The following is a 26,585-nucleotide window of genomic DNA, read 5'->3' as shown; positions in this document are numbered from 1 at the left end:
CGCGAATCGCCGTGTGCGCGTCGCCGAGTGGTCACGAACCGTCGCCTGCGGCGCTCCAAACTGACAGTTGGTGACCGCTCGGCGGACGTGAGCGGTGTGTTGTGACCGCGCGGCGAGCCGGGGCCGGGCGTGTCTACCGGGACCGGGGCGTGCCTCCCGGCGGTTTGCGCGTGGTCGCGAACCGTCGTGAGCGCGTCGCCGAGTAGTCACGAGCTGTCGGCTGCGACGCTGCCGGGCGACAGTTGACCGCTCGGCGGCCGTGAGCGGGGTGTTGTGACCGCGCGGCGAGCCGGGGCCGGGCGTGTCTACCGGGGCCGGGGCGGGCCTCCCGGCGGTGTGCGCGTGGTCGCGAACCGTCGTGTGTGCCTCGCCGAGTGGTTACGAACTGTCGGCTGCGACGCTGCCGGGCGACAGTTGTTGACCGCTCGGCGGCCGTGAGCGGGGTGTTGTGACCGCGCGGCGAGCCGAGGCCGGGCGTGTCTGCCGGAGCCGGGATGGGCCTCCCGGCAGTCTGCGCTTGGTCCCGAACTGCCGTGTGCGGGTCGTCGAGTGGTCACGAACCGTCGGCTGCGACGCTGTCGGCCGACAGGTGGTGACCGTTCGGCGGACGTGAGCGGCATGTCACGCGACCGCGACCGCGCCGCGACCGCACGAACACCGACCTACGCGGCGCCACCCTCGGCGTACGGACCGATCTTGCCGGTGCGCATGATGCGCTCGAGCAGCTGGTCGAAGTTCTTCGCCATCTCCTGCGCGGACTCGCCGGGCCAGACGTGCAGCGGCTTCGCGGCACCCTGCGCCTGCTGCAGCGACGTGCGCTCCGGCAGCTGCGGGGAGAGCACCAGCGGGCCGAACATGTCCCGGAGTTCCTTGATGCGGAACTGGTGCTCGAGCGACTGCACCCGGGCACGGTTCACGATGATGCCGAGGGGCTGCAGGCGCGGGGAGAGTCCGCGGCGGATCTCCTCGATGGCGCGCAGCGCACGGTCGGCGGCGGCGACGGAGAACAGGCCGGGCTCGGTGACGACGGTGACGCGGTCGGACGCGGCCCACGCGGTGCGCGTGAGGGCGTTCAGTGACGGCGCACAGTCGATGAGGACGAGTTCGTAGTCCTGCTCGACGTTGGCCAGGGCCTCTTCGAGCTTCCAGATGTCGCGGATCGACGGGTGGGGCCCGTCGAAGTTGATGGCGGAGGGCGATCCGACCATGACGTCGATCTTGCCCTGCGACCCCTTCGTCCAGCCCGAGGGGGCGATCGCCTGACGGACGATCTTCTCCTTCGGGTTCTCGAGGACGTCGGCGACGTTGAGGTGGCCGGCGAGGTTGATGTCGAGGCCCGTGGAGACGTCGGACTGCGGGTCCAGATCCACCACCAGCGTGCGCAGTCCCTTGGCGAACGCGGCCGAGGTCAGGCCGAGCGTCACCGTCGTCTTGCCGACACCACCCTTGAGGGAGCTCACGCTGAGTACATGCACGTTGAGCAACGTTACCGCCACTAGGGTTGTCTCACCTCAACCCGGGCTGAAAGGGACGTCGTGTTCACGAAGATCCTCGTTGCGAACCGTGGCGAGATCGCCATCCGCGCGTTCCGTGCCGCCTACGAGTTGGGGGCCCGTACGGTGGCCGTCTACCCGTACGAAGACCGGAACTCCCTGCACCGCCTCAAGGCCGACGAGGCCTACCTGATCGGGGAGCGGGGCCACCCGGTCCGGGCGTACCTGGACGTCTCCGAGATCATCCGCGTCGCCCGCGAGTCGGGGGCCGACGCGATCTACCCGGGGTACGGGTTCCTGTCCGAGAACCCCGAGCTCGCCGCGGCAGCAGCCGCGAACGGCATCACCTTCATCGGTCCGGGCGAGCACGTCCTCGAGATGGCCGGCAACAAGGTCACCGCGAAGGAGCACGCGATCGCGGCCGGCGTCCCGGTCCTCGCGAGCACCCCGGCGAGCCGCGACATCGACGAACTGATCGCCGGCGCCGACGCGATCGGGTTCCCGGTCTTCGCCAAGGCCGTCGCCGGTGGTGGTGGCCGTGGCATGCGCCGGGTGGAGACGAAGCCCGAGTTGCGCGACGCCCTCGAAGCAGCGATGCGCGAGGCCGACAGTGCGTTCGGCGACCCAACGATGTTCCTCGAGCAGGCCGTCATCCGTCCGCGCCACATCGAGGTGCAGATCCTCGCCGATGCGACCGGCACCGACGCGGGCACGATCCACCTGTTCGAGCGGGACTGCTCGGTGCAGCGGCGCAACCAGAAGGTCGTCGAGATCGCGCCGGCGCCGAACCTCGACCCCGCGGTCGCGCAGGCGCTGCACCGCGACGCCGTGGCCTTCGCCCGGTCGATCGGGTACGTCAACGCCGGCACCGTGGAGTTCCTGCTCGACACCGAGGGCGAGCGCGAGGGGCAGCACGTCTTCATCGAGATGAACCCGCGCATCCAGGTCGAGCACACGGTCACCGAAGAGGTCACCGACGTCGACCTGGTGCAGTCGCAGATGCGCATCGCGGCGGGGGAGACCCTCGCCGACCTCGGTCTGTCCCAGGACACCGTCGCCGTGCACGGCGCCGCGCTGCAGACCCGCATCACGACCGAGGACCCGACGCAGGGCTTCCGTCCGGACACCGGCCGGATCAGCACCTACCGCAGCCCCGGCGGTGCCGGCGTCCGGCTCGACGGCGGCACGGTCGCCACCGGCGCACAGATCAGCCCGCACTTCGACTCGATGCTCGCGAAGATGACGTGCCGCGGCCGGGACTTCCCGGCGGCGGTGTCCCGGGCCAAGCGCGCCCTCGCCGAGTTCCGCATCCGCGGCGTCAGCACGAACATCCCGTTCCTGCAGGCCGTACTCGAGGACCCGGACTTCGCCCGCGGCGACGTCTCGACGAAGTTCATCGAGGAACGCCCGCAGCTCTTCGGCGGTCACGTCTCGAAGGACCGCGGCACGAAGGTGCTCACCTGGCTCGCCGACGTCACGGTGAACAAGCCGAACGGTGAGCGGTCGCCGCTGATCACCGACCCGGCCGACAAGCTCCCGGCCACCGACCTGACGACCCCGGCGCCCGAGGGACAGCGCGACCGCCTGCTGGCGATGGGTCCGGCCGAGTGGTCGAAGGCCCTGCGCGCCCAGACGGCCCTCGCGGTGACCGAGACGACGATGCGGGACGCCCACCAGTCGCTCCTCGCGACCCGGGTCCGCACGAAGGACCTCGTCGCCGTCGCCCCGCACGTGGCGCGGCTCACCCCGCAGCTGCTCAGCGTCGAGGCCTGGGGTGGCGCCACGTACGACGTCGCACTCCGGTTCCTCGGTGAAGACCCCTGGGAGCGCCTGTCCTCGCTGCGCGAAGCGATGCCGAACATCCCGATCCAGATGCTGCTTCGCGGCCGCAACACCGTCGGGTACACGCCCTACCCGACCGAGGTCACCGACGCCTTCGTCGACGAGGCGGCTCGGTCCGGCGTCGACGTCTTCCGCGTGTTCGACGCGCTGAACGACGTCAGCCAGCTGCGTCCAGCCCTGGAGGCCGTGCTCGCGACCGGCACGGCCGTCGCCGAGGCGGCGCTCTGCTACACCGCCGACCTCCTCGACCCCGCCGAGGACCTCTACACGCTCGACTACTACCTCCGCCTGGCGGAGCAGATGGTCGAGGCCGGCGCGCACGTCATCGGCATCAAGGACATGGCGGGGCTCCTCCGCGCGGGTGCGGCCGAGAAGCTCGTCACCGCCCTGCGCGAGCGCTTCGACCAGCCCGTGCACGTGCACACCCACGACACCGCCGGCGGCCAGCTCGCGACCCTGCTCGCCGCCTCGCGCGCCGGGGCCGACGCCGTCGACGTGGCCGCAGCACCCATGGCCGGCACGACCAGCCAGCCGAGCATGTCCGCCCTGGTCGCCGCACTGGCCCACACCGAGCGCGAGACCGGACTGTCCCTCGACGCCGTCGGTGACCTCGAGCCGTACTGGGAGTCGGTCCGTCGCGTGTACGCCCCGTTCGAGTCCGGGCTCGCCGGTCCGACCGGGCGTGTCTACAAGCACGAGATCCCCGGCGGCCAGCTGTCGAACCTCCGGCAGCAGGCGATCGCCCTCGGGCTCGGCGACCGCTTCGAGCAGGTCGAGGACTGGTACGCCGAGGCGAACCGGATCCTCGGGCGCCCGACCAAGGTCACGCCGTCGTCGAAGGTCGTCGGTGACCTCGCGCTGCAGCTCGCCGCGGTCGGTGCCGACCCGGTCGACTTCGAGCAGAACCCCGACAAGTACGACATCCCGGACTCCGTGGTCGGGTTCATGGCCGGCGAACTGGGCGACCTGCCCGGCGGCTGGCCCGAGCCGTTCCGCTCGAAGGTCCTGGCCGGTCGTGACGTCCGACTCGAGATCACCCCGGTGCCGGCGGACGAACGCGCGCACCTCGAGACCCCCGGACCCGTGCGCCAGCAGGCCCTCAACCGCCTGCTCTTCCCGCAGCCGACGCAGCAGTTCCAGCGCGTGCGGGAGCAGTACGGCGACCTGTCCGTCGTGCCGACCGTCGACTACCTGTACGGGTTGCGCCCCGGACAGGAGCACAGCGTCCCGCTCGGCAAGGGCGTCGACCTGTTCGTCGGGCTCGAGGCGATCGGCGAGGTGGACGCCAAGGGCATCCGCACGGTCATGGCGACGATGAACGGGCAGCTCCGCCCGGTCGCCGTCCGCGACCGTTCGGTCGAGGTCGAGACGAAGGCGGCCGAGAAGGCCGACGCGTCCGACCCCAAGCACGTGGCCGCGCCGTTCTCCGGCGTGGTGACGCTCAAGGTCGCCGTCGGTGACGTCGTCGAGGCCGGTACGCCGGTGGCGAGCATCGAGGCGATGAAGATGGAAGCGGCCATCACGGCGCCCGTGTCGGGCACCGTCGGCCGACTCGCGATCCCGGTGACCCAGCAGGTGGACGCCGGCGACCTCCTGGTGGTGCTGCAGTAAATTGACCGTTCGTCCCATCCGCCTGTTCGGCGACCCCGTCCTCCGTTCGCCGGCCGACCCGATCCGCCCCGAACTGCTCGGGAGCGCCGGGGTCCGTGACCTCGTGCAGGACCTCATCGACACCGTCAAGGAACCCGGACGTGCCGGAGTGGCCGCGCCCCAGATCGGCGTCGGACTCCGTGCGTTCTCGTACAACGTGGACGGTGAGGTCGGCTACGTCCTCAACCCCGAGATCGTCGAGGTGTCCGGGGAGCCTGAGCTCATGGAAGAAGGGTGCCTCTCCGTCCCGGGGCTCGGCTACCCGACGCGTCGCTCCCCGTACGCGAAGGTGCGGGGTGTCGACGTCGACGGCGACGAGGTCGTCCTCGAGGGCACGGGCCTGATGGCCGAGGCGCTCCAGCACGAGTGCGACCACCTCGACGGCACCGTCTACGTGATGACGCTCGACCCCGAGATCCGCCGTCAGGCGTTGCGCGACATCCGCGCGCAGGACTGGTTCCACTGAGTGCTCGCACAGGCCCGCGTTCGCCGGCTGTGAACAGTGGTGTGACACCCCCACGGGGGATTGTCGCTTTGTCCTGACGAGGGGGTACCGTGCTGCTGTCGGCCTCCCACCGACGACCATCCCATCCCCCCCAGGACTCCCGCATGACCAGTCAGAACGACGAGCTCAGCTCGCACCGCACCCGCACCAACCGTCGACCAGCCGAGACCACCGTCACGACCGGTTCGACCGCCGTCCTCGACGCCCCCGCGACGGAGCAGTCGCAGGAGGCCTGAGCCCCGCAGGCGCCCCGGCGCCCGCTGTACAGACTGGAGGCCCGGATCACGTCCGACGGACGTGATCCGGGCCTCCAGGCTGTTGCGTGCACACCCGCGCGTACCTGGCGGATTCGGGCGCACCTGGTCGAAAGAAACGACCCGGTACGCCCGAATCGACCCGGTACGCCCGAATCGACCCGGTACGCCCGAGTCGGCCCGGTACGCCCGAATCGGCCCGGTACGCCCGAATCGGCCCGGCACGCCCGCTGATGGTCGGTCACGGGTCAACTCCGCGCGTACCTGGCGGAATCGGGCGTAGCTGGTCCGAAGAAACGACCCGGTACGCCCGAATCGGCCCGGTACGACCGAAAGCTGCCAGCCGACCGCGCGGCAACCGCCTGGAGGCCCGGCGCCAGTCCGGCGGACCGGCGCCGGGCCTCCAGGCGGTCGCGTCTCCGACCTGCGCTCACCTACCGGAATCGGGCGTACCTGGTCAGAAGAACCGACCCGGTACGCCCGAATCGGCCCGGTACGCCCGACGGGCGCTACGCGCGGTTGCGGCGCCGACCCTCGATCACCGGGGTCGCCGTCGTCTGCACCTTCGACCCGGAGTAGATGTGGTCGATGTCGGCGGCGAAGTCCTTCAGGATGACCGACCGCTTGATCGTCAGCTTCGGCGTGAGGTGCCCGGAGGCCTCCGTCAGGTCGGTGTCGAGGATCGTGAACGACCGGACCGACTCGGCGCGGGAGACCCGGCCGTTGGCGGCGTCGATGGCCTCCTGGACGGCGGAGAGCACGCGCTCGTCGTACGCGGCCTCGTGCCCGCTCAGCGCCGGGGTGATCCCGCGGGACTCGCACCAGCCGGGCAGCATCTCGCGGTCGAGCGTCACGAGCGCGGCGACGAACGGCTTGCCCTCGCCGACGACCACGACCTGGCCGATGAGCGGGTGCTCGCGGATGCCGTCCTCGAGCGGTGCCGGGGCGACGTTCTTGCCGCTCGCGGTGACGATGAGCTCCTTGGCGCGTCCGGTGACGGTGAGGACCCCGTCGGCGTCGAGCTGGCCCAGGTCACCGGTGCGGAACCAGCCGTCGGCGAAGGCCTGCTCGGTCGCCTCGTCGTTCCGCCAGTACCGGTCGAAGACGTCGACGCCGCGGATCAGGATCTCGCCGTCGTCGGCGATCCGGACCTCGATGCCGGGCAGCGCGCGGCCGACGGTCCCGATGCGGAGTTCGCGGGCGCGGTTGACCGTGGCGGGTGCCGTGGTCTCGGTCAGGCCGTAGCCCTCGAGGATGAGCACTCCGATCGAGCGGAAGAAGTGCGAGAGCCGCGGGGAGAGGGGTGCCGAACCGCTGACGGCGTACCCGACCCGGCCGCCGAGGGCGTCGCGGAGCTTGGCGTACACGAGCCGGTCGAACAGCTTGAACTTCAGGCCGAGCAGGAACGGCACCCTGCCGGCTGCGAGGGCCTCGGAGTGGGCCACCGCGGTGTCTGCGGCCGCGCGGAAGATCCTGCCCTTGCCACCGAGGTCGGCCTTCTGCTCGGCGGAGTTGTAGATCTTCTCGAACACCCGGGGGACCGCGAGCAGGAACGTCGGCTTGAAGGTCGACACCGCGCGCATCAGGTCCTTGGTGTCCGGCTCGTGGCCGACGAGGACGCCGGCGGACACCGACATCGCGGCGATGAACCGGGCGAAGACGTGGGCGAGCGGGATGAACAGCAGGGTCGAGGCGCCGTCGGCGACGACCTCGGGCATCGCCTCGCTCGCGCCCTCCACCGTGGCGGTGAAGTTGTCGTGCCGCAGGACGCAGCCCTTGGGGCGACCGGTGCTGCCCGAGGTGTAGATGATCGTGGCGTCGTCGTGGCCGTGCACGTTCGCGGTCCGGGCATCGAGTTCGTCGTCGGTGACGTCCTCGCCGAGCCGGGTCAGGTCGTCGAGGCCGCCGCCGTCGATCGTCCAGTGCTGGCCCAGGGAGGGCAGGTCGGGCGCGATGGAGGCGACGCGGCGCGCGTGCTCCTCCTGCTCGACGACGATCGCGACCGACTCGGAGTCGGACAGGATCCAGCGCACCTGGTCGGGGGAGCTCGTCTCGTACACGGGGACGGACACGAGGCCGGCTGTCCACACGGCGAAGTCGACCAGCGTCCACTCGAGCCGCGTCCGCGACAGGATCGCGACGTGCGCGCCCGGTTCGAGCCCGGCGGCGACGAAGCCCTTGGCGATGCCGCGCACCCGGGCGAGCGTCTCCGCCGCGGTGAAGGTCGTCCAGGTGTCACCGTGGCGCTGGGCCAGGATCGGACGGTCGGGCGTCAGGCGGACACGGTCGCCGAGCAGCCGTGCCGCCGAGCCGTGGTCCGGGGCGACGGGACCGCCGTGGCCCGCGGGGACCGGGTGGCCCTGGGCCGGGGTGGTCGGTGCGGCTGGTGCGGCTGGTGCAGCCGCGCCGGCGCCGGGGGGTGTTGCGTGCCGGCCGGCCGACGGTGTGGTCCCGGTGGCGGCGCTGCCAGCGGTGGACGTGTCGGTGGAGGCGCTGCTGCGTGCAGGACGCTGATCGTTCACGGTGACTCCCTTGTCTGCCGGTTCGACTCGAGTGCGCCTCAACACCGAGGCGACACCGCCAGCATAGGACGCGTCACCGGGCGTTCCGTGACTTCGCGGCGAACCGGTAGGCTCGTTGCTCGTGCACGCCATCGGAATCGACATCGGGGGCACCAAGATCGCGGGTGCGGTCGTGACGGAACTGGGCGAGATCGTCGCCGAGGACCGCGTGGCCACCAACGCTGCGGACCCGAACGCCATGCTCGACGACGTCGTCTCGATGGTCGAGCGACTCAGCTCGCTCCACCAGGTCGGCGCCGTGGGGGTCGCCGCCCCCGGGTTCATCGACGCCTCGCAGTCGATCGTCTACTACACGCCGAACATCCGGTGGCGGAACGAACCGCTCCGGCAGAAGCTGCAGCAGCGCCTCGGCGACCTGCACATCACGGTGGACAACGACGCGAACGCCGCCGGCTGGGCCGAGTTCCGGTTCGGCGCCGGTCGTCTCGTGTCCGACATGACGATGCTCACCATCGGCACGGGCGTCGGCGGCGCCATCGTGACCGAGGACCGTCTGTTCCGCGGGGGCTTCGGCACCGGCGGCGAGATCGGCCACCTGCGCATCGTCCCGAACGGGCTGCCCTGCGGCTGCGGTGCCCGCGGCTGCATCGAGCAGTACGGCTCGGGTCGTGCCCTGCAGCGCATGGCGAACGACGTCGCCGACGCCGGTGGCATCGGCTCGGCCCTGGCTGACGCGCGCGCCGACAACGGCGGCCAGCTCGACGGCAAGATCGTCGGCGACCTGATCCTGGCCGACGACCCGGGTGCCCTCGCGGCCCTCCGTCGGCTCGGTCGGCACCTCGGCGAGGCGTGCGCGTCGCTGTCCGCGGTGCTCGACCCGCAGCTCTTCGTGTTCGGCGGCGGCGTCGCCAGCGCGGGGGACCGACTGCTCGACCCGATCAAGCAGGCGTACCTCAACAACCTGCCGGCCCGCGGGTACCACCCGGAGCCGGACTTCGTGATCGCCGAACTCGTCAACGACGCCGGCGTCGTCGGTGCCGCCGACCTCGCCCGCATCCACGCCCGCACGGCGTAGGGTCGGGCCACCCACCCGGGCCACCACCTTCTCACCACCTGGAGTCGTCGATGACCTACTGGCTGCTGAAGAACTTCGTGCTCGGCCCGCTCATCCTCACCCTGTTCCGGCCGTGGGTCGTCGGGCGTGAGCACGTGCCCGCCAAGGGTCCGGTCATCTTCGCGTCGAACCACATCTCGTTCATCGACTCGGTGATCTTGCCGGCGGTGCTCGACCGCCGACTCTCGTTCCTGGCGAAGAGCGACTACTTCACCGGCCGCGGGTTGAAGGGCTGGGCGACGAAGACGTTCTTCAACGCCATCGGCCAGCTGCCGATCGACCGCTCCGGCGGCAAGGCGTCCGAGGCATCGCTGCGCACCGGCCTGCAGGTCCTGGCGCGCGGTGAACAGCTCGGCATCTACCCCGAGGGCACCCGCAGCCCCGACGGCAAGCTCTACCGCGGCCGCACCGGCATCGCCCGGATGATCCTCGAGGGGCGCGTGCTCGTCGTCCCCGTCGCCATGGTCGGCACGCGCGAGGTGCAGCAGATCGGGCAGCGCTTCCCGAAGATCAAGCGCGTCGGGGTCGTGTTCGGCAAGCCGCTCGACTTCTCGCGGTTCCAGGGGTTCGAGACCGACCGCTTCATCCTGCGCAGCGTCACGGACGAGGTGATGCACGAGCTCGCCGGCCTGAGCCGACAGGAGTACGTGGACGTCTACGCCACCAGCGTGAAGGAGCGGGCGAGCTCCGCGCGCGAGGCCGTCATGCGGGAACGGAAGTCGACGCCTGCACGTTAGGCTCTGATGGTCCCGGCACCCCGCCAGGACGCCCATCGACGACGCGCGGCCTGGTGCCGGTGGCGTCGTCGGGCCGCCCGCACAGAACACCGAGGTAACGCCCTTGTTCGAGTCGACCGACTTCGTCGCCCTGCAGGATCCGGACGTCATCGAGGGGCTCGACTATTGGCGGACGCTCCCGATCAAGCAGCAGCCGACCTGGCCGGACGCCGCCGCTGCCGAGGCCGCCTCGGCCGAGATCGCCACGCTCCCGCCGCTCGTGTTCGCGGGCGAGGTCGACAAGCTGCGCGAGCGGCTCGCCGCCGCCGCCCAGGGCAAGGCCTTCCTGCTGCAGGGCGGTGACTGCGCCGAGACCTTCGCCGGTGCCACCGCCGACTCCATCCGTGACCGGGTCAAGACGATCCTGCAGATGGCCGTCGTGCTGACCTACGGCGCCTCGATGCCCGTCATCAAGATGGGGCGCATGGCCGGGCAGTTCGCCAAGCCCCGCTCGAGCGACTTCGAGACCCGTGGCGACGTCACGCTGCCCGCCTACCGCGGTGACATCGTGAACGGCTACGACTTCACGCCGGAGAGCCGGACGGCCGACCCGCGCCGCCTGGTGCAGGGGTACCACACCGCTGCTTCGACGCTGAACCTCGTCCGTGCCTTCACGCAGGGGGGCTTCGCCGACCTGCGCCAGGTGCACTCGTGGAACAAGGGCTTCGCCTCGAACCCCGCGAACGCCCGCTACGAGCACCTCGCCAAGGAGATCGACCGCGCGATCCGCTTCATGGACGCCTGCGGTGCCGACTTCGAGGCGCTCAAGCACGTCGAGTTCTACGCCTCGCACGAGGGGCTGCTGATGGACTACGAGCGCCCGATGACCCGCATCGACTCGCGCTCCGGCCTGGCGTACGACACGTCCGGTCACTTCATCTGGATCGGTGAGCGCACGCGCGACCTCGACGGCGCCCACGTGGACTTCCTGTCGCGGGTGCGCAACCCGATCGGCGTGAAGCTCGGCCCGACGACGAGCGTCGACGACATGAAGGCGCTCGTCGACAAGCTCGACCCGAACCGTGAGCCGGGTCGTCTGACCTTCATCACGCGGATGGGTGCGGGCAAGATCCGCGACGAGCTGCCCAAGCTGCTCGAGGCGATCAAGGGCATGGACGCCAACCCGCTGTGGGTCACCGACCCGATGCACGGCAACGGCCTGACCACGCCGACGGGCTACAAGACCCGCCGGTTCGACGACGTGGTGGACGAGGTCCTCGGCTTCTTCGAGGCGCACCGCCAGGTCGGCACGTACCCGGGTGGCATGCACGTCGAGCTCACCGGCGACGACGTCACCGAGTGCCTCGGCGGCTCGGAGCACATCGACGAGGCCACCCTCGCCACGCGCTACGAGTCGCTGTGCGACCCGCGCCTCAACCACATGCAGTCGCTCGAGCTCGCCTTCCTGGTGGCCGAGGAACTCGGCGCGCACCAGCCCGACCGCTCGTAACGCAGGAACCCCCGGACAGGAGGCCCGGTGCCAGCTGGCACCGGGCCTCCTGTCCGTCGTCTCCGCACGTTCCGGGCCGCGCGCGCCCGGCCGTCCTACTGGTCGTAGGACAGGGTGATCGTGTCGCCGCGGTAGACGGTGGCGCCGGCCCCCGGGTCGGTGCCGGTGACGGGCAGCGACGACTTCCAGTCGTAGAAGCCGCAGAGGATGTTCGTGCAGTCGGGCACGGAGACCTTGAGGCCGAGGTCCTCGAGGGTCTTCGTCGCCTCGTTGATCGTCGCCCCGACGACGCCGTCCTCGGGCACGGTGATCGGCGTCGGCCCCTTCGACACGACGACGTCCACCGCGGACCCGCGCACGGCTGGGGAGTCCTGCACGGCGGCGGAGACGATCTGGCCCGCTGGCACGGTCTCGCTGTACTCCTCGGTGCGGGCGCCGAGGATCAGTCCGACGTCGTCGAGTGCAGCGGCGGCCTCGTCGGCCGTCTTGCCGACCACGTCGGGTACGGGGCCGAGCGAGACGGTCAGCGTGACCGGCCCGGTCTCGCCGTAGGCCTTCACCGTCGTGAGGTCGAGCGGCTTGCCGCCGGACGCGCGACCGGTCGCCGCGACCACGGTGTCCTTCGGGGCGTCGGCGGAGAACTCGTACCGGTCGTCCTGCAGCTCGAAGTCGTCGTCGAGCGCGGCCGTCACGGTGGAGAGCGGCTGCCCGACGATCGCCGGCAGCGGGATCATCCGGGGGCCGTTCGACACGACGATCTGCACCGCCGTGCCCTTCTGCACCTCGCGCTTCGGGGCAGGCTTGGTCGTGGAGACCTGCCCCTTCGCGACGACGGCGTCGAACCGTGTCCCGGTCTTCGACGCCGCCTGCAGGCCCTGTGCTTCGAGCAGCTGCCGGGCCTGCGAGACCGACTTGCCCGTGACTTCCGGGATCCGCACGTTGCCACCCGGCCCCGGGCCGAAGTACCAGCCGAAGCCGGCGCCGATCAGCGCGAGCACGACGACCACGGACAGCAGGATCCAGCCGCGCTTCCGACGCTTCGCCGACTGGTCGGCGAGCCGCTGTCCGGCGGGGGAGAGCACGCCCGGCTGTGCCCCGGTGCGACGGGGGCCCGGGGCGTTGCCGCGCGCACGGGCGGGTGCTCGACCGCGGTCGCCGGTGTCGCGGTCGCCGGACCGGTCGATGATGGCGGTCTCGTCCGCAGCTGCGGCTCCTGCGGCTCCTGCGGCCGCTGCGGCGCCGAGCGTGCCGGAGCCACCCGAGGGCAGGATCGCGGTGCCGTTCTCGGGCCGGAGCACGGCCGTGCGGTACTGGCCGGTCGCACGCTGCTGGTTGCCCGCCATGTGGTCGAGCATCTCGCGGGCGTCGCGGGGGCGGTCCTCGGGGTCGCGTGCGGTCGACCAGGCGACCAGCTCGTCGAGCTCCGGCGGCACCCCGGACACGGCGGCGCTCGGTGCCGGCACGGAGTCGTTGGCGTGCTGGTAGGCGATCTGCATGGGCTGCTCGCCCTTGTAGGGCTGCTCGCCGGTGAGCATCTCGTACAGCATGATGCCGAGCGCGTAGATGTCGCTGCGCGAGTCGGCGGCACCGCGGGTCACGAGCTCGGGGGACAGGTAGGCGATCGTGCCGAGCAGGGCCGCGCCGGTCGCCGTGTTCGCGGTCGTGGCCCGGGCCAGGCCGAAGTCGCCGAGCTTGATGCGGCCGTCGTCGGCGAGCAGGACGTTCTCGGGCTTCAGGTCGCGGTGCACGATCCCGGCGCGGTGGGCCGAGGCGAGGCCGGCCAGCACGGCGCGCAGGATGTCGGTCGCCTGCTCGGGCGTCAGGGCGTGGTGCTCTTGCAGCAGGTCCCGCAGCGTGATGCCGGGGATGTACTCCATGACGATGTAGGCGATCTCGCCCTCGGCGCCCTGGTCGTACACGCCCACCAGGTTCGGGTGCGACAGCCGGGCCGCCGACCGGGCCTCCTGGATGAAGCGCTCACGGAAGGCCTGGTCGTCGGCCAGGTGCCCGTGCATGATCTTGATCGCGACGCGTCGCTCGAGGCGCACGTCGGTCGCGAGGTAGACGGTCGCCATGCCCCCGCGCGCGATGCGGGAGCGGACGCGGTACCGCTGATCGATCATGCGACCGATCATCGGATCCGTGGCGGCGTTGGTGGTCATCGGCGGCATTCTACGAATCGGAACCGCACTCGGACGCACCGGCGCACCGCCCGTGACCCAATCTCGATCTTCCGGATGAGGCTCAGAGCGTCGCCAGCCAGCCCTCGGCGGCGCTCGCCCAGGTGGCGTAGGCCTTCGGGTAGGCGGAGAGCTGCACGGCCTGGGCCGCGTCGGTGATGCTCATCGAGGACCAACCGGGCACGTCGAGCAGGCCGCGGGTCTTGCCGGCGTTCGGGTTGTGTCGCCCGCCGAAGAACAGCGCGGTGGCGTGCGCCGGGTCCTGCAGCTTCAGCGCGCTGCCCCAACCCTGGCTCGGACGCTGCTGGAAGAGGCCGACCGAGTCGCGGTCGCCGTGCGGCAGGTTCCGGAGGCTCGACTCCTGCATCGCGGCGGCGAGGGCCACGACGATGCCGCGGTCCGGGACGCCCAGTGATCGACCGACGGCCACGATGGTCGCGGCGTTCTGGCGCTGCTCGGCGCTCAGGCCGACGGCACCGCTGACCGCCGCACTCGCGGAGACCGCTGGCGCGGCGGTGGCGTTCGACGACGGGATGACGAGCGTCTTGCCGGCGTAGATCGTGCTCGTGTACGACAGGCCGTTCGCCGACAGGAGCGACTTGACGGAGACGTGGTGCGCGGCGGCGATCGAGGCCACGGTGTCGCCGGCGCTGATCTTCACGCTGGTCTTCGTCGACGGGGCCGAGGCGGTGGACACCGACGGGGTCGACGACGTGCCGTGCGGCACCCGGAGCGTCTGCCCGGGGTAGATGACGCTGCGCTGCGACAGCTTGTTCGCGCTGAGGAGCGCCGTGGTCGACACGCCGACGCGGGACGCGATGCCGGAGACGGTGTCGCCCTGCTTCACGTGGTAGCTCGAGGTGTCCGAGCCGGAGCCGCCGGTCGACCCGGAGGTCCGAACCGCCGCGGTGGTGACGGCGGGCGTCGAAGCGAGGTGGAGCGTCTGCCCGGGGTGGATGATCGTGTTCCAGCCGAGGCCGTTGCGCACGAGGATCTCCTGCGCCGACAGGCCGAAGCGGGCGGCAATGCCCGAGACCGTGTCGCCGTGGCGGACGGTGTAGTTCGTGGGCACAGCGGTCGTGGGGGCCTTCGTGGTGGCGGCGACCGTCCGCACGACGGTCTGCGTCGGCCGGGCGACGGCGGTGCCGAACACCGGGCGGTCGGTCACGGCGCGGTCCTGGTCGACGTGGCGCTTGTGGTTCGCGTCGGCGTCGTCGTGCCGCGGCTCGGCGTGCGCGATCGGGCCGGTCAGGCCGGCGGTCACGGCGATCGTGCCCGCGAGGACGATGGGCATGGTGGCGAACCGGGCGGATCGTGCGCGCCGGGCGACTTCGTCTGCAGCGTGGTCCACGGGTTTCTCCTGATCTCGACTGAGCCGTGCGCACGCATGCGCGCACTCACAGGTGCCACAACGCTGGCATGGCCTGATTCCCAAGTCAACCAGAGAGTCAGATGGGGTGGATGTGACGAATGTGACGAACGAGGCGGATTCACTCCGGCGGTCACTCTGGCACCATGGGCGTGTGAGTGCCGCACCCGCCGACGACCTGTCCCTCTCCGAACGCTGGCTGACCGTCCCCGAGCTGGTGGACATGTTCAGCACGAGCCCCGGACGGATCCACCGACTCTTCGAGCAGAAGACCCTGCTGGCAGCCCGCGTCGGCGGTGTGCTGCGCGTGCCGGTCGAGTTCCTCGAGGACGGGGAGCCGATGCCCGAGCTCCGCGGCACGCTGATCGTGCTCGGCGACAACGGCTTCACCGACGACGAGGCGGTGCGCTGGATGCTCACCGTCGACGACGCGATGGGCACCACGCCGATCGCGGCGCTCCGCGCCGGCCGCAAGGCCGAGGTGCGTCGCGTCGCCCAGTCGCTGCTCTAGACGCCATCCGGACGGACAGGAGGCCCGTGGCGGTGTCGCCACGGGCCTCCTGTCCGTCCTGGCCTCGCGTCTAGGACGACCGGCGGCTGACCGTGTCGGCCAGCGACGCGAGCTGCTCGCGCGCCGACGGCGTCAGTGGCGAGGCGTCGAGCGCCGCCTTGGCGCGCTGGACGTGCCGCTCGATCGACCGCTCCACGGCGGCCACGGCGCCCGACTCGGTCAGGGTCGCGCGGAGCATCTGCACCTGCTCCTCGTCGAGGTCGGGGTCTCCGAGGAGCTCGTCCAGGAGCTGCCGTGGGCCGTTCGCCAGCGTCTTGCGCGCCGAGGCGATGAGGACGGTGCGCTTGCCCTCGCGCAGGTCGTCGCCGGCCGGCTTGCCGGTGACCTCGGGATCGCCGAAGACCCCGAGCATGTCGTCGCGGAGCTGGTACGCCACGCCGAGGGGGAGCCCGAAGGCGCGGAGGCCCTCGAGCTGGGAGTCGCTCGCGCCGGCGACGAGGGCACCGATGACCAGCGGGGCCTCGATCGAGTACTTCGCCGACTTGAAGACGATGACGCGCTGGGCGCGGAGCAGGTGCTCGGACTCGTCGATGACCGGCCAGGCGGTCTCCTCGTGCACGTCGAGGTACTGCCCCGCCGTGACGTCGAGGCGCATCGCGTGGAACTCCTGGCGGACGATGCGGGCCCGCACCGGGTCGAGGAGTGCGAGGCCCTCGTCGAAGACCGAGTCGCTCAGCGAGAGCAGCAGGTCGCCGAGGAGCAGCGCGGAGTTCGTGCCGTACTGCCCGCGGTCGCCGACGAAGCCGGACTCCTCGTGCAGGGACTCGAAGCGGCGGTGCGCGGCCGGACGCCCGCGGCGGGTGTCCGAGCGGTCCATGATGTCGTCGTGCACCAGGGCGGCGGCGTGGAAGACCTCGAGCGCGGCGGCGACCGTGACGACCGCCTCGGCCGTGGTCTGCCGGGACCCTTCGGCCAGCGGGTCGAACGAGCCCGAACGGCCCGCCACCGACTGCCATCCCCAGTAGCAGAACAGTGCCCGGAAGCGCTTGCCGCCGGACAACAGGTCTCGTGCGTACCGGTCGAACGGCGCGAGGTCGGGGCTGATCGCGAGGAGCCGTTCACGCTGCTCGTCGAGTGCCCGGTCGATACGCGCCGATACGAGGTCCACTAATCGCGTACTCTCAGCCACGATCCCTACCCTAGTGGAGTGGTCGAGGCATAGAATCGGTCCACTCAACCCGCGTTTTTCAACCCCGCGTCGATCCCAGGAACAGAGGGAACCAAGATGCCGCTCTCGGAACAGGAGCAGCGCCTTCTCGAAGAGATGGAGCGCAGCCTCTACCAGAACGATTCCGATTTCGTGGCTCGTGTCACACGTCGACAGGGTCGTCCGACGTACACAGCCATCACGCTCGGGGTCCTCGGCGCACTCGCCGGGGTCGCCATCGTCATCGTCGGCCTCGTCATCAAGGCGCCGCTGCTGGGCATCCTCGGCTTCGTCGTGATGCTCGCCGGTGTCCTGTTCGCGCTGCGCCCGGGCATGCGTGCCCCGAAGGCGAAGCCCGCTCGACCGGGCAAGCCCGCGTCCGGTGGGTCGGCGCGTCCGTCCACCGGTGGCGGCGGGTCCTTCATGGACCGTTTGAACGAGCGCTGGGACAAGCGCAACGACCAGAGTCAGTAGCTGACAGGAGTCAGCAGGACTCCCTCCACACTCCTCCACGGGGTCGGCCTTCGGGTCGGCCCCGTTTCGTGTTTCCGGGGGTGGGATCGTGCCGCGCGAGTGGTCACGACATGCCGCGTGCGGGTTGCCGAGGGCGCGCGAACTGTCGGCTGGGGCCAGCGCGGGCGACGGTTCGTGATCACTCGGCGTCGCGGCGGCGGCACGTCGTGACCGCGCGCTGACCGGAAGCCGGGCGTGGTGGGGCCGACCATGCGCCCGCGTGGGCACCGCGGCGAGGGTGGGGCGGGCCTCCAGGCCGAGGGTGGACCGTCGCCGCGTGCGTGCGCGAGTGGTCACAACACGCCGCGTGCGGGTTGCCGATGGCGCGGGAACTGTCGGCTGGGGCCGGCGCGAGCGACGGTTCGTGACCGCTCGGCGTCGCGGCGGCGGCACGTCGTGACCGCGCGCTGACCGGAAGCCGGGCGTGGTGGGGCCGACCATGCGCCCGCGTGGGCACCGCGGCGAGGGTGGGGTGGGCCTCCAGGCGGGGGTGGACCGTCGCCGCGTGCGTGCGCGAGTGGTCACGACACGCCGCGTGCGGGTCGCCGAGGGCGCGGGAACTGTCGGCTGGGGCCAGCGCGGGCGACGGTTCGTGACCACTCGGGGTCGTGGCGGCGGCACGTCGTGACCGCGCGCTGACCGGAAGCCGGGCGTGGTGGGGCCGACCCTGCACCCGCGGCGCGCCCCGTGGTGCTCCACCGGCTGCGAAAGTCCTCCACTTTCCTCCACGCCATCCCCGGTGCTGTCGAACCGCATGATTCCGGGCCTTGGAGGTCGTCTCTGCCTGGTCCATTCCGGTCTGCGTGCCCCCAGTAGGGGTGTCGTGGGCCGAAAAGGGAGCGGAATCCTGGGCCTGGGGAGGGGAGTGGAGTAAAGTGGGGCTCGCAACGGTCCGGTGGAGCGGAGGGGAGGCCCGACGTGCTGCTCGGTACTCATGCCCCGAAGCTCGACGAGAAGGGTCGCGTGATCCTCCCCGCCAAGTTCCGGGACGAACTGTCCGGCGGGCTCGTGATGACCCGCGGCCAGGAACGCTGCGTCGTGGTCTTCAGTGCCCGGACGTTCGAGGAACTCCACGAGCGCATCCGGACCGCCCCGATGACGTCGAAGCGCACCAGGGACTACATGCGTCTGTTCCTCTCGGGGGCCAGCGCCGAACAGCCCGACAAGCAGAACCGCGTGACGATCCCGCAGAACCTCCGCGAGTACGCGGGGCTCCAGCGGGACCTCACGGTCATCGGCAGCGGTGACCGTGCCGAGATCTGGTCCACCCCCGCGTGGGAGGCCTACTACGCCGAAGCCGAAGAGGCATTCGCCGACAACGACGAGGAGGTGATCCCGGGGATCTTCTGATCCGCGGATCGGGACTCCCAGCCGTGAAGCCCTGACGCCACTTCCCCGGTGTCAGGTCGCATGGATGGGGATCCGGACCCACGGCCCAGGAGACGAGGGGCTGCACATGGCCGACAACGACAACGAGACGCCACGCTTCCCGCACACGCCGGTGATGCTCCAGCGCATCGTCGACCTGTTCACGCCGACGCTCGAGGGCCCGGGCAAGGTCGTCGTCGACGCCACGCTCGGCATGGGCGGCCACTCCGAGGGCCTGCTCGAGCGGTTCCCGGAACTCACGCTCATCGGGCTCGACCGGGACACCGACGCACTCGGCATCGCGGGGGAGCGCCTGGCCCGCTTCGGTGACCGCGTCCGGCTCGTGCACACCGTGTACGACGGCATCGTCGACGCGATCGAGGGCGAGGGCTTCACGAAGGTCGACGGCGTGCTCTTCGACCTCGGCGTGAGCTCGCTGCAGCTCGACCGGGCCGAGCGCGGGTTCGCGTACAGCCAGGACGCCCCGCTCGACATGCGGATGGACCGGACCGAGGGGCAGACCGCCGCCGACGTCCTGGCCACCTACGACGAGGGCGAACTCCGCCGCATCTTCCAGCGCTACGGCGAGGAGAAGCTCGCCGGCCGCTACGCCCGAGCGATCGTCGAGCGGCGGGCGACGAAGCCGTTCGAGATGTCCGGCGACCTGGTCCAGGTGCTGCACGACGCGACCCCGGTCGCCATCCAGCGCCAGGGGCACCCGGCCAAGCGCGTCTTCCAGGCGCTCCGCATCGAGGTCAACGCCGAACTCAGCGTGCTCGAGCGGGCGATCCCGGCGGCGCTCGACGCCATCGCGGTCGGCGGTCGGATCGTCGTCGAGTCGTACCAGTCCCTCGAGGACCGCATCGTCAAGCGGGCACTGGTGGAGCGCACGAAGTCGAGCGCCCCCGCCGGCCTGCCGGTAGAGCTGCCCGAGCACGCCCCCACCTTCTCCCTGATCGTCAAGGGCGCCGAGCTGGCCGACGAGGCCGAACGCGCCGCCAACCCCCGAGCAACCCCCGTGCGCCTGCGCGCGGCCGAGCGGATCCGGAACTGACATGAGCACGAACCTCGCACTCGTCGACCCTGCGGTCGTCCCGTCGCGGGCCCCGCGCCCCGACCGTCAGCACCGCCCCGAGCTGGTCGAGGTCACCCCGACCGCAGCCCAGCGCCGGGCACGCCCCCGCATCGGGTACGCCGTGGTGGCCGTCGCCGCACTCGGGATCCTGCTGCTGGCCCAGCTCGGCATCAGCATGGTGCTCAGCCAGGGCGCCTACACGCTCAACTCGCTGTCGGCCGAGCAGACGAACCTGTCCCGCACGCAGCAGTCGCTGTCCGAGCAGCTCCGGGTCCTCGACTCGCCGCAGAACCTGGCCCGCAACGCCCAGTCGCTCGGCATGATCGCCAACTCGACGCCGGTGTACCTCGACCCGAAGACCGGTCGGGTGTACGGCACGCCGACCCCGGCGAAGCCCGACGAGGCCACGGCGTCCACCGAGAACCAGGTACCGAACTCACTGCTGAGCGACGTGCCGCTGGCCACGAAGCCGGGGGACACCTCCACCAGCAAGGAGACCGGCACGACGGGCACGTCGAGCACGAAGGACACGGCGGGCGCCACAGAATCCGCGGACGGCACCGCCACGTCTGAGAAGACGAGCGGCGCCAGCGCGTCGGACCAGGGGACGGCGAAGTCGTCCGTAGAGTCCGACGCGAACCCGCTCCAGGCGCCCTCCACCCGGTGACCGGCGGGTCCGCCGCACCCTCAGCACCGCCCGGGAAGGACCGCACCGCGTGACGAAGACGATCCGCAACCGACGCCTGCGCTACAGCATCGTGATGCTCGCCGTGATCGCCCTCGTCGGGGTGTTCGTGGTGCGGCTCGTCGACATCCAGGTCGTCCAGGCGTCGGAGCTGAACAAGGCGTCGGCCCAGAAGCGCAGCATCCCCGTGACGATCTACGGCACCCGCGGGTCGATCGTGGACCGCAACGGCACCGAACTCGCCGACAGCGTCACCCGGTACAACATCACGACCTCGCCGCGTCTGGTGAAGGGCTTCAAGGGCAAGCTCGGCGGCACCCGCATCAAGGACGTCAGTGTCGGCACCGCCCTGAGTGCGCTGGCGAAGGCGTCCGGCGGTGACGTCGCGACCATGCGGAAGAACATCGCCGCGAACCCGAAGTCCGACTTCGCGTACCTGGTCAAGGGCCTCGACGTGCAGCACTACGAGGCCGTGCGCGCGCTCGGCATCCCCTGGCTGTACCCGGAGCCACAGGCGGCGCGGGTGTACCCGACGGGTGCGACCACGGGCAACCTCACCGGGTTCATGGGCACCGACGGCGCCCAGGCCGGCCTGGAGTACTCCTACAACCAGTGCCTGGCGGGCACCAACGGCTCCGAGACGTACGAGCGTGGCGAGGACGGCGTGCAGCTCCCGGGCAGCACCGTGACCACGAAGAAGGCCAAGGACGGCGGCACACTCGAGACGACCATCGACAGCGACCTGCAGTACATGGCGCAGCAGACCATCGCGTCCGCCGCCAAGACCCTGCAGGCGGAGTCCGCGACGGCGACGGTCACGAGCGTCAAGACGGGTGAGCTGCTGGCGGTCGCCGACTACCCGACGGTGGACCCGAACGACGTCGACGCCACGACCGACAAGGGCGCCTTCGGTTCCCGCGCCCTGACCGCGTCGTACGAGCCGGGCTCCACGATCAAGGCCGCCATCGCCGCCGCGCTGCTCGACCAGGGCAAGTCGAGCCCCACCGACCAGGCCGTCGTGCCGTACTCGCGCACGTTCCCCTGGGGCGGCACGATCCACGACTCCGAGTTCCACGCCACCGAGAACCTCACGCTGACCGGCATCCTGCAGAACTCGTCGAACGTCGGCATCACCGAGCTCGGCGCACGGCTGACATCGCAGCAGCGCTTCGACTACATGAAGAAGTTCGGGCTGTTCGAGCCGGAGACGGCCATCGACTACCCGGGCCAGCCCTCGATGGACTACGGCACCACCCCGAACTGGGACCAGCAGACGAACATCAACTCGATGTTCGGCCAGGGCATCTCGACCACGGCGGTGCAGGTCGCGAGCGTGTTCCAGACCATCGCGAACGACGGTGTCCGGATCCCGCTGCACTTCGTCAAGGGCTGCACCACGGCGGACGGCAAGACGATCGACGCGCCCGACGTGCAGAAGCAGCGGGTCGTCTCCGCAGCCGCCGCCACCCAGGTCACCGGCATGCTGCAGAGCGTCGTCACGGGTGGCACGCTGGTGGGGATGAAGCCGATCTCCGGCTACAACATCGCCGCGAAGACGGGGACCGCCGAGGTGGCCGAGGGGTCGCAGGGCTACGGCGGTCAGCGCATCACGTCGGTGGCCGGAATGGCACCCGCCGAAGACCCCCAGTATGTTGTCACGGTGACGTTCACGAAGCCGCAGACCAACAAGTGGTCCAGCGGAGCGGCTCCGGCGTTCCGCACACTCATGTCCCAGGTGCTCGAGAAGTACCGAGTAGCCCCCTCCGCGTCCGAGGCGAAGCTCTACCCGTCCACGTGGTGAGGAAGAAGGAACACTTGTCCGCACGGATCCCCCCGGTCCTCCGACCCGAACACCCGACCCCGAGGGCCGTCTCCGAACTCGCCAACGCGTTCGGTCTGCGAGTCGTCGGCTCGGTCGACAGCATCGAGACCACCGGTGTCACCCTGAGCGCCACCGAGGTGCAGCCGGGTGACCTGTTCGTCGGCGTGCACGGTGCCAACCGGCACGGCGCACAGTTCGCGACGGAGGCCGCCGAGCGCGGCGCCGTCGCCGTCCTGACCGACCAGGACGGCGTCGCACTGGTCGAGCCGTCCGGGCTGCCGGTGCTCGTCGTCGACGACCCCCGCGCCGCCCTCGGCGACGTCGCGGCGTGGGTCTACCGCACCCACCCCGACGAGGCCACCGACCTGCCGCAGCTGTTCGCCGTCACCGGCACGAACGGCAAGACGAGCACGTCGTACATCCTCGAGGGCATCCTCAAGCAGCTCGGCCTGGTCACCGGCCTGAGCTCGACCGCCGAGCGCCACATCGGTTCGCTCAGCGTGACGAGCCGCCTGACCACGCCCGAGGCCAGCGAGATGCACGCGCTCCTCGCCCGCATGCGCGAGAGCGAGGTCCGTGCGGTCGCCGTCGAGGTCAGCGCGCAGGCCCTCAGCCGGCACCGCGTCGACGGCATCGTCTTCGACGTCGCAGCCTTCACGAACCTGTCGCACGACCACCTCGACGACTACGCCGACATGGAGGAGTACTACCAGGCGAAGCTCCCGCTGTTCCAGCCCGAGCACGCCCGTCGCGGCGTCGTCTCGCTGGACACCGACTGGGGCCACCGCGTGGTGCAGGACTCCCGCATCCCCGTGACCACGATCACGGTGCACCCCGACGTCGAGGCCGAGTGGCACGTCGACATCGTCGAGGCGCACGCCGCCTACACCGAGTTCCGTCTGACCGGCCCCGAGGGTCGCGAGCTGACGACCCGTGTGCCGCTGATCGGCTGGCACATGGCGGCGAACGCGGCACTCGCGATCGTGATGCTCGTCGAGGGCGGGTTCGAGCTCGGTGCCATCGCGCACGCGCTCGAGTCGGGCCACCGCCGCTACCCGGACGAGGACGCCGCGAGCGAGCGCGACGGCGAGCCGCACCGCGTCTCCGCCATCGAGTGCTACCTGCCCGGCCGCACCGAGCGCGTCTCCGGCGAGCACGGCCCGAGCGTCTACGTCGACTTCGGCCACAGCGCCGACGCGTTCGAGAACACCCTCGCCGCGGTCCGACAGTTCACCTCCGGCAAGGTCCTCATGCTGTTCGGCGCCGACGGCGACCGCGACACCACGAAGCGCGGCGACATGGCCCGCGTGGCCGCGGCCGGCAGCGACATCCTGGTCGTCACCGACCACCACCCGCGCTTCGAGGACGCCGCGTCGATCCGGAAGACCCTGGTCGACGCAGCACGTGCCGCCTACCCGGACCACGAGATCCACGAGGTCAGCCCGCCCGAGGCGGCGATCCGCACGGCCGTGAGCCTGGTCGGCGAGGGCGACTCGATCCTCTGGGCCGGCCCGGGTCACCAGGACTACCGCGACATCCAGGGCGTCCGCACGCCCTACTCCGCCCGTGACGAGGCCCGCGCGGCCCTGCGCGAGGCCGGCTGGGAGCCGAACTCCGGTCCGGCGGAGGACGTCCGATGATCGCCATGACCCTCGCCGAGATCGCCACCGCGGTCGGCGGCGAGCTGATCGGCGGCGCGCAGGCAACCGACGTCGCCGAGCCCGGCGACCTGGTCGTCGAGGGCTCGGTCGAGACCGACTCGCGCCTGGTCCGCCCCGGCAGCGTCTTCTTCGCCCTGCCCGGTGAGGTCACCGACGGCCGACGCTTCGTGCCCGCTGCGGTCGACGCCGGTGCCGCCCTGGTGATCACGCCCGAGCGCGTGGACACGACCGCGCCGCAGATCGTCGTCACCGACGGGTACGAGGCCCTCGCCGCGCTCGCGCACGAGGTCGTCACGCGCGTCCGGATGAGCACCGCGGACCGCGTCGACGCCGATGGCCGCCCGGCACCCCTGCGGGTCGTCGGCATCACCGGCTCGAACGGCAAGACGAGCACGAAGAACATGCTCCGTACGATCCTCGAGCAGCACGGTGCGACCGTCGCGCCCGAGGGCTCGTTCAACAACCACGTCGGCGCACCGATCTCGATGCTCCGCATCACGTACGACACCCGGTACCTGGTGGTCGAGATGGGCGCGAGCGGCGTCGGCCACATCGCCAAGCTCGTGTCGATCGCCGAGCCCGACCTCGGTGTCGTCCTCAAGGTGGGCCTCGCGCACGCCGGCGAGTTCGGCGGCATCGAGGCGACGCAGCGCGCGAAGTCCGAGATGGTCACCGACCTTCCCGAGACCGCGACGGCCCTGCTCAACGTCGACGACGACCGCGTCGCGTCGATGCGCGACCTGACGGCCGCGCGCGTGGTCGGCTTCGGCACGTCGGCGGAGGCCGACTACCGCATCACCGGCATCGAGACGGACCGCAGCGGCACCCGCTTCACCCTCACCGCGCCTCCCCGCCGCCCCGAAGGCGACCGTCCGACGGACGCGACCCTGACTGGAGGCCCGGATCACGTCGACGTGCGCCTCGCGATCCTGGGCGAGCACCACGCGATGAACGCGTCCGCCGCGCTCACGGTGGCCCACCTGTGGGGCGTCCCGCTCGCCGACGGCGCCGCGGCGCTCGCGTCGATGACGCGCGCCGAGCGCTGGCGCATGGAGCTGCTCCAGGGCGGCCCCGAGGGCGTCACCGTCATCAACGACGCGTACAACGCGTCGCCCGACTCCACCGCGGCGGCGCTGCGGACCCTGGCGCAGATCGTGCGCCCGGGGGAGCGGACCGTCGCCGTGCTCGGTGAGATGGCCGAGCTCGGTGAGTTCTCCGTCGAGGAGCACGACCGCATCGGTCGGCTCGTCGTCCGCCTCGGCATCGGACAGCTCGTGGTCGTCGGCCGCGGCGCGATGCCCATCCACCAGGCCGCCACCCTCGAGGGATCGTGGGACGGCGAGTCCGTGTACATCGAGGACGTCGACGACGCCGTCCGTGCCATGCAGGAGATGCTCCGCCCCGGCGACGTCGTCCTCGTCAAGTCCTCGAAGTCTGCCGAACTGCGATTCCTCGGCGACCGCCTCGGAGGTGTCACCGAATGATCGCGCTCCTCGTCGCCGGCGCCACGTCGCTGGTGTTCACGTTGCTGCTCACCCCGTTCTTCATCAAGCTCTTCCACCGTCTCGGGTGGGGGCAGTTCATCCGTGACGACGGTCCGCAGTCCCACCACACCAAGCGCGGGACCGCCACCATGGGCGGCATCGTCCTGATCATCGGTGCGGTGATCGGGTACTTCGTCGGCCACCTGATCGGGCGTGACTCGATCACGCTGTCCGGCCTGCTCGTGCTGTTCCTGATGGTCGGGCTCGGGTTCGTCGGCTTCATCGACGACTTCCTGAAGGTGCGGCGTCAGCGGAGCCTCGGGCTCGGCGGCTGGGCCAAGATCCTCGGCCAGGTCATCGTCGGCGTCATCTTCGCCACGATCGCCCTGGTCGTGCCGACGTCGAACGGCAAGCCGCCGGCATCGACGATGATCTCGGCGATCCGCGACGTGCCGTGGCTCGACTTCATGGCGCTCGGCACCGTCATCGGCACCGTGTTGTTCCTCGCCTGGATCGTCCTGCTGACGGTGTCGACGTCGAACGGCGTCAACGTGGCCGACGGGCTCGACGGCCTGGCCACCGGGTCGAGCATCCTGGCGATCGGCTCGTACGTCATCATCGGTTTCTGGCAGTCGAACCAGATCTGCGGCGGCGCCCGCCTCGACTCGAACACCGCACACGCCTGCTACACCGTGTCGAACCCGCTCGACCTCGCCGTGGTCGCGGCCGCGGTCTGCGGTGGGCTCATCGGGTTCCTCTGGTACAACACCTCGCCGGCGCAGATCTTCCTCGGTGACACCGGTTCGCTCGGCCTCGGCGGCGCCCTGGCCGGCCTCGCGATCCTCAGCCGCACCGAGCTGCTGCTCATCCTCATCGGTGGCCTGTTCTTCATCGTCACCGGCTCCGTCATCCTGCAGCGGGCCTACTTCAAGATCACCCACGGCAAGCGCATCTTCCTGATGAGTCCGCTGCACCACCACTTCGAACTGAAGGGGTGGGCCGAGGTGACCGTCGTCGTCCGCTTCTGGATCATCGCCGGGCTCTTCGTCGCGGCGGGGGTCGGACTCTTCTACCTCGAATGGATCGCACGCGTTGGTTGACCCG

The 26,585-nt window shown here is 70.9% G+C and carries 20 protein-coding genes; 15 read left to right on the top strand and 5 right to left on the bottom strand.

Features of this window, described 5'->3' with window-relative positions:
- Positions 1–662: 662 nt before the first annotated feature.
- On the bottom strand, positions 663–1,475 hold the full coding sequence (locus tag ABRP24_RS12085; protein ID WP_027465232.1) for a ParA family protein: 813 nt from the start codon (positions 1,473–1,475) through the stop codon (positions 663–665).
- Between the two features lie 60 nt (positions 1,476–1,535).
- On the opposite strand from ABRP24_RS12085, the gene ABRP24_RS12080 reads away from it, so the two are divergent.
- The 3 genes from ABRP24_RS12080 (at position 1,536) to ABRP24_RS12070 (ending at position 5,726) form a co-directional block, all read left to right on the top strand.
- Complete coding sequence (locus ABRP24_RS12080) at positions 1,536–4,946, top strand: pyruvate carboxylase (RefSeq protein WP_349848403.1); 3,411 nt, start codon at positions 1,536–1,538, stop codon at positions 4,944–4,946.
- Position 4,947: 1 nt separating this feature from the next.
- Positions 4,948–5,451 (top strand): peptide deformylase, encoded by a 504-nt coding sequence (locus ABRP24_RS12075; protein ID WP_027465234.1) that lies wholly within the window; start codon positions 4,948–4,950, stop codon positions 5,449–5,451.
- 143 nt (positions 5,452–5,594) lie between these two features.
- A complete protein-coding gene (locus tag ABRP24_RS12070; RefSeq protein WP_258366694.1) occupies positions 5,595–5,726 on the top strand; it encodes a hypothetical protein in 132 nt (43 codons plus the stop codon).
- 527 nt (positions 5,727–6,253) lie between these two features.
- On the opposite strand, the gene ABRP24_RS12065 is transcribed toward ABRP24_RS12070, so the two are convergent.
- Positions 6,254–8,266, bottom strand: coding sequence for a long-chain fatty acid--CoA ligase (locus ABRP24_RS12065; RefSeq protein ID WP_349848400.1), 2,013 nt, complete (start codon positions 8,264–8,266; stop codon positions 6,254–6,256).
- Positions 8,267–8,387: 121 nt separating this feature from the next.
- On the opposite strand from ABRP24_RS12065, the gene ABRP24_RS12060 reads away from it, so the two are divergent.
- The 3 genes from ABRP24_RS12060 (at position 8,388) to ABRP24_RS12050 (ending at position 11,606) form a co-directional block, all read left to right on the top strand.
- On the top strand, positions 8,388–9,341 hold the full coding sequence (locus ABRP24_RS12060) for an ROK family glucokinase (RefSeq protein ID WP_017886608.1): 954 nt from the start codon (positions 8,388–8,390) through the stop codon (positions 9,339–9,341).
- 50 nt (positions 9,342–9,391) lie between these two features.
- Positions 9,392–10,117, top strand: a complete 726-nt coding sequence (locus tag ABRP24_RS12055; RefSeq protein ID WP_027465236.1) for a 1-acyl-sn-glycerol-3-phosphate acyltransferase — start codon at positions 9,392–9,394, stop codon at positions 10,115–10,117.
- 103 nt (positions 10,118–10,220) lie between these two features.
- Positions 10,221–11,606, top strand: coding sequence for a class II 3-deoxy-7-phosphoheptulonate synthase (locus tag ABRP24_RS12050; protein WP_051596677.1), 1,386 nt, complete (start codon positions 10,221–10,223; stop codon positions 11,604–11,606).
- A gap of 95 nt (positions 11,607–11,701) precedes the next feature.
- Here the strand turns inward: ABRP24_RS12050 and pknB are convergent, their stop codons facing one another.
- Positions 11,702–13,768 carry a Stk1 family PASTA domain-containing Ser/Thr kinase gene (gene pknB, locus ABRP24_RS12045; protein WP_349848397.1) on the bottom strand — a complete coding sequence of 689 codons (2,067 nt, stop codon included), beginning with the start codon at positions 13,766–13,768 and terminating at the stop codon, positions 11,702–11,704.
- A gap of 82 nt (positions 13,769–13,850) precedes the next feature.
- Positions 13,851–15,137, bottom strand: coding sequence for a LysM peptidoglycan-binding domain-containing protein (locus ABRP24_RS12040; RefSeq protein WP_349848395.1), 1,287 nt, complete (start codon positions 15,135–15,137; stop codon positions 13,851–13,853).
- Positions 15,138–15,309: 172 nt separating this feature from the next.
- Here ABRP24_RS12040 and ABRP24_RS12035 point away from each other — a divergent pair, with 172 nt between their 5' ends.
- The gene (locus ABRP24_RS12035; protein ID WP_173033316.1) at positions 15,310–15,666 is read left to right on the top strand and encodes an Rv2175c family DNA-binding protein; all 357 of its coding nucleotides are present in this window, start codon (positions 15,310–15,312) and stop codon (positions 15,664–15,666) included.
- A gap of 70 nt (positions 15,667–15,736) precedes the next feature.
- On the opposite strand, the gene ABRP24_RS12030 is transcribed toward ABRP24_RS12035, so the two are convergent.
- Entirely contained in the window at positions 15,737–16,855 is a 1,119-nt protein-coding gene (locus tag ABRP24_RS12030) for a polyprenyl synthetase family protein (protein WP_027465241.1), read from the bottom strand.
- Positions 16,856–16,951: 96 nt separating this feature from the next.
- Between ABRP24_RS12030 and ABRP24_RS12025 the strand changes: the two genes are divergently transcribed.
- The 8 genes from ABRP24_RS12025 to mraY all read left to right on the top strand — a co-directional run bounded on the left by ABRP24_RS12025 (position 16,952) and on the right by mraY (position 26,581).
- Positions 16,952–17,347: a DUF3040 domain-containing protein gene (locus ABRP24_RS12025; RefSeq protein WP_349848393.1), complete on the top strand. Its 396-nt coding sequence runs from the start codon at positions 16,952–16,954 to the stop codon at positions 17,345–17,347.
- A 957-nt stretch (positions 17,348–18,304) separates the two neighbouring features.
- Entirely contained in the window at positions 18,305–18,736 is a 432-nt protein-coding gene (mraZ, locus tag ABRP24_RS12020) for a division/cell wall cluster transcriptional repressor MraZ (RefSeq protein WP_349848391.1), read from the top strand.
- 106 nt (positions 18,737–18,842) lie between these two features.
- Positions 18,843–19,808 carry a 16S rRNA (cytosine(1402)-N(4))-methyltransferase RsmH gene (gene rsmH / locus ABRP24_RS12015; RefSeq protein ID WP_071405412.1) on the top strand — a complete coding sequence of 322 codons (966 nt, stop codon included), beginning with the start codon at positions 18,843–18,845 and terminating at the stop codon, positions 19,806–19,808.
- A 1-nt stretch (position 19,809) separates the two neighbouring features.
- Positions 19,810–20,496 carry a hypothetical protein gene (locus tag ABRP24_RS12010; RefSeq protein ID WP_349848388.1) on the top strand — a complete coding sequence of 229 codons (687 nt, stop codon included), beginning with the start codon at positions 19,810–19,812 and terminating at the stop codon, positions 20,494–20,496.
- Between the two features lie 49 nt (positions 20,497–20,545).
- A complete protein-coding gene (locus tag ABRP24_RS12005) occupies positions 20,546–22,315 on the top strand; it encodes a penicillin-binding protein 2 (protein ID WP_083404250.1) in 1,770 nt (589 codons plus the stop codon).
- A gap of 14 nt (positions 22,316–22,329) precedes the next feature.
- On the top strand, positions 22,330–23,976 hold the full coding sequence (locus ABRP24_RS12000) for a Mur ligase family protein (protein ID WP_259410618.1): 1,647 nt from the start codon (positions 22,330–22,332) through the stop codon (positions 23,974–23,976).
- On the top strand, positions 23,973–25,481 hold the full coding sequence (gene murF, locus ABRP24_RS11995) for a UDP-N-acetylmuramoyl-tripeptide--D-alanyl-D-alanine ligase (RefSeq protein WP_349848384.1): 1,509 nt from the start codon (positions 23,973–23,975) through the stop codon (positions 25,479–25,481). Before ABRP24_RS12000 ends, murF begins: the two co-directional genes overlap by 4 nt.
- The gene (gene mraY / locus ABRP24_RS11990; RefSeq protein ID WP_027465246.1) at positions 25,478–26,581 is read left to right on the top strand and encodes a phospho-N-acetylmuramoyl-pentapeptide-transferase; all 1,104 of its coding nucleotides are present in this window, start codon (positions 25,478–25,480) and stop codon (positions 26,579–26,581) included. The genes murF and mraY overlap by 4 nt, the downstream gene beginning before the upstream one ends.
- Positions 26,582–26,585 lie beyond the last annotated feature (4 nt).

This window comes from Curtobacterium sp. WHRI 8282 (assembly GCF_040223925.2).
Classification (GTDB): domain Bacteria; phylum Actinomycetota; class Actinomycetes; order Actinomycetales; family Microbacteriaceae; genus Curtobacterium; species Curtobacterium flaccumfaciens.
The sequence above is the reverse complement of the archived record's forward strand: the minus strand, read 5'-3'. Positions and strand labels throughout refer to the sequence as shown.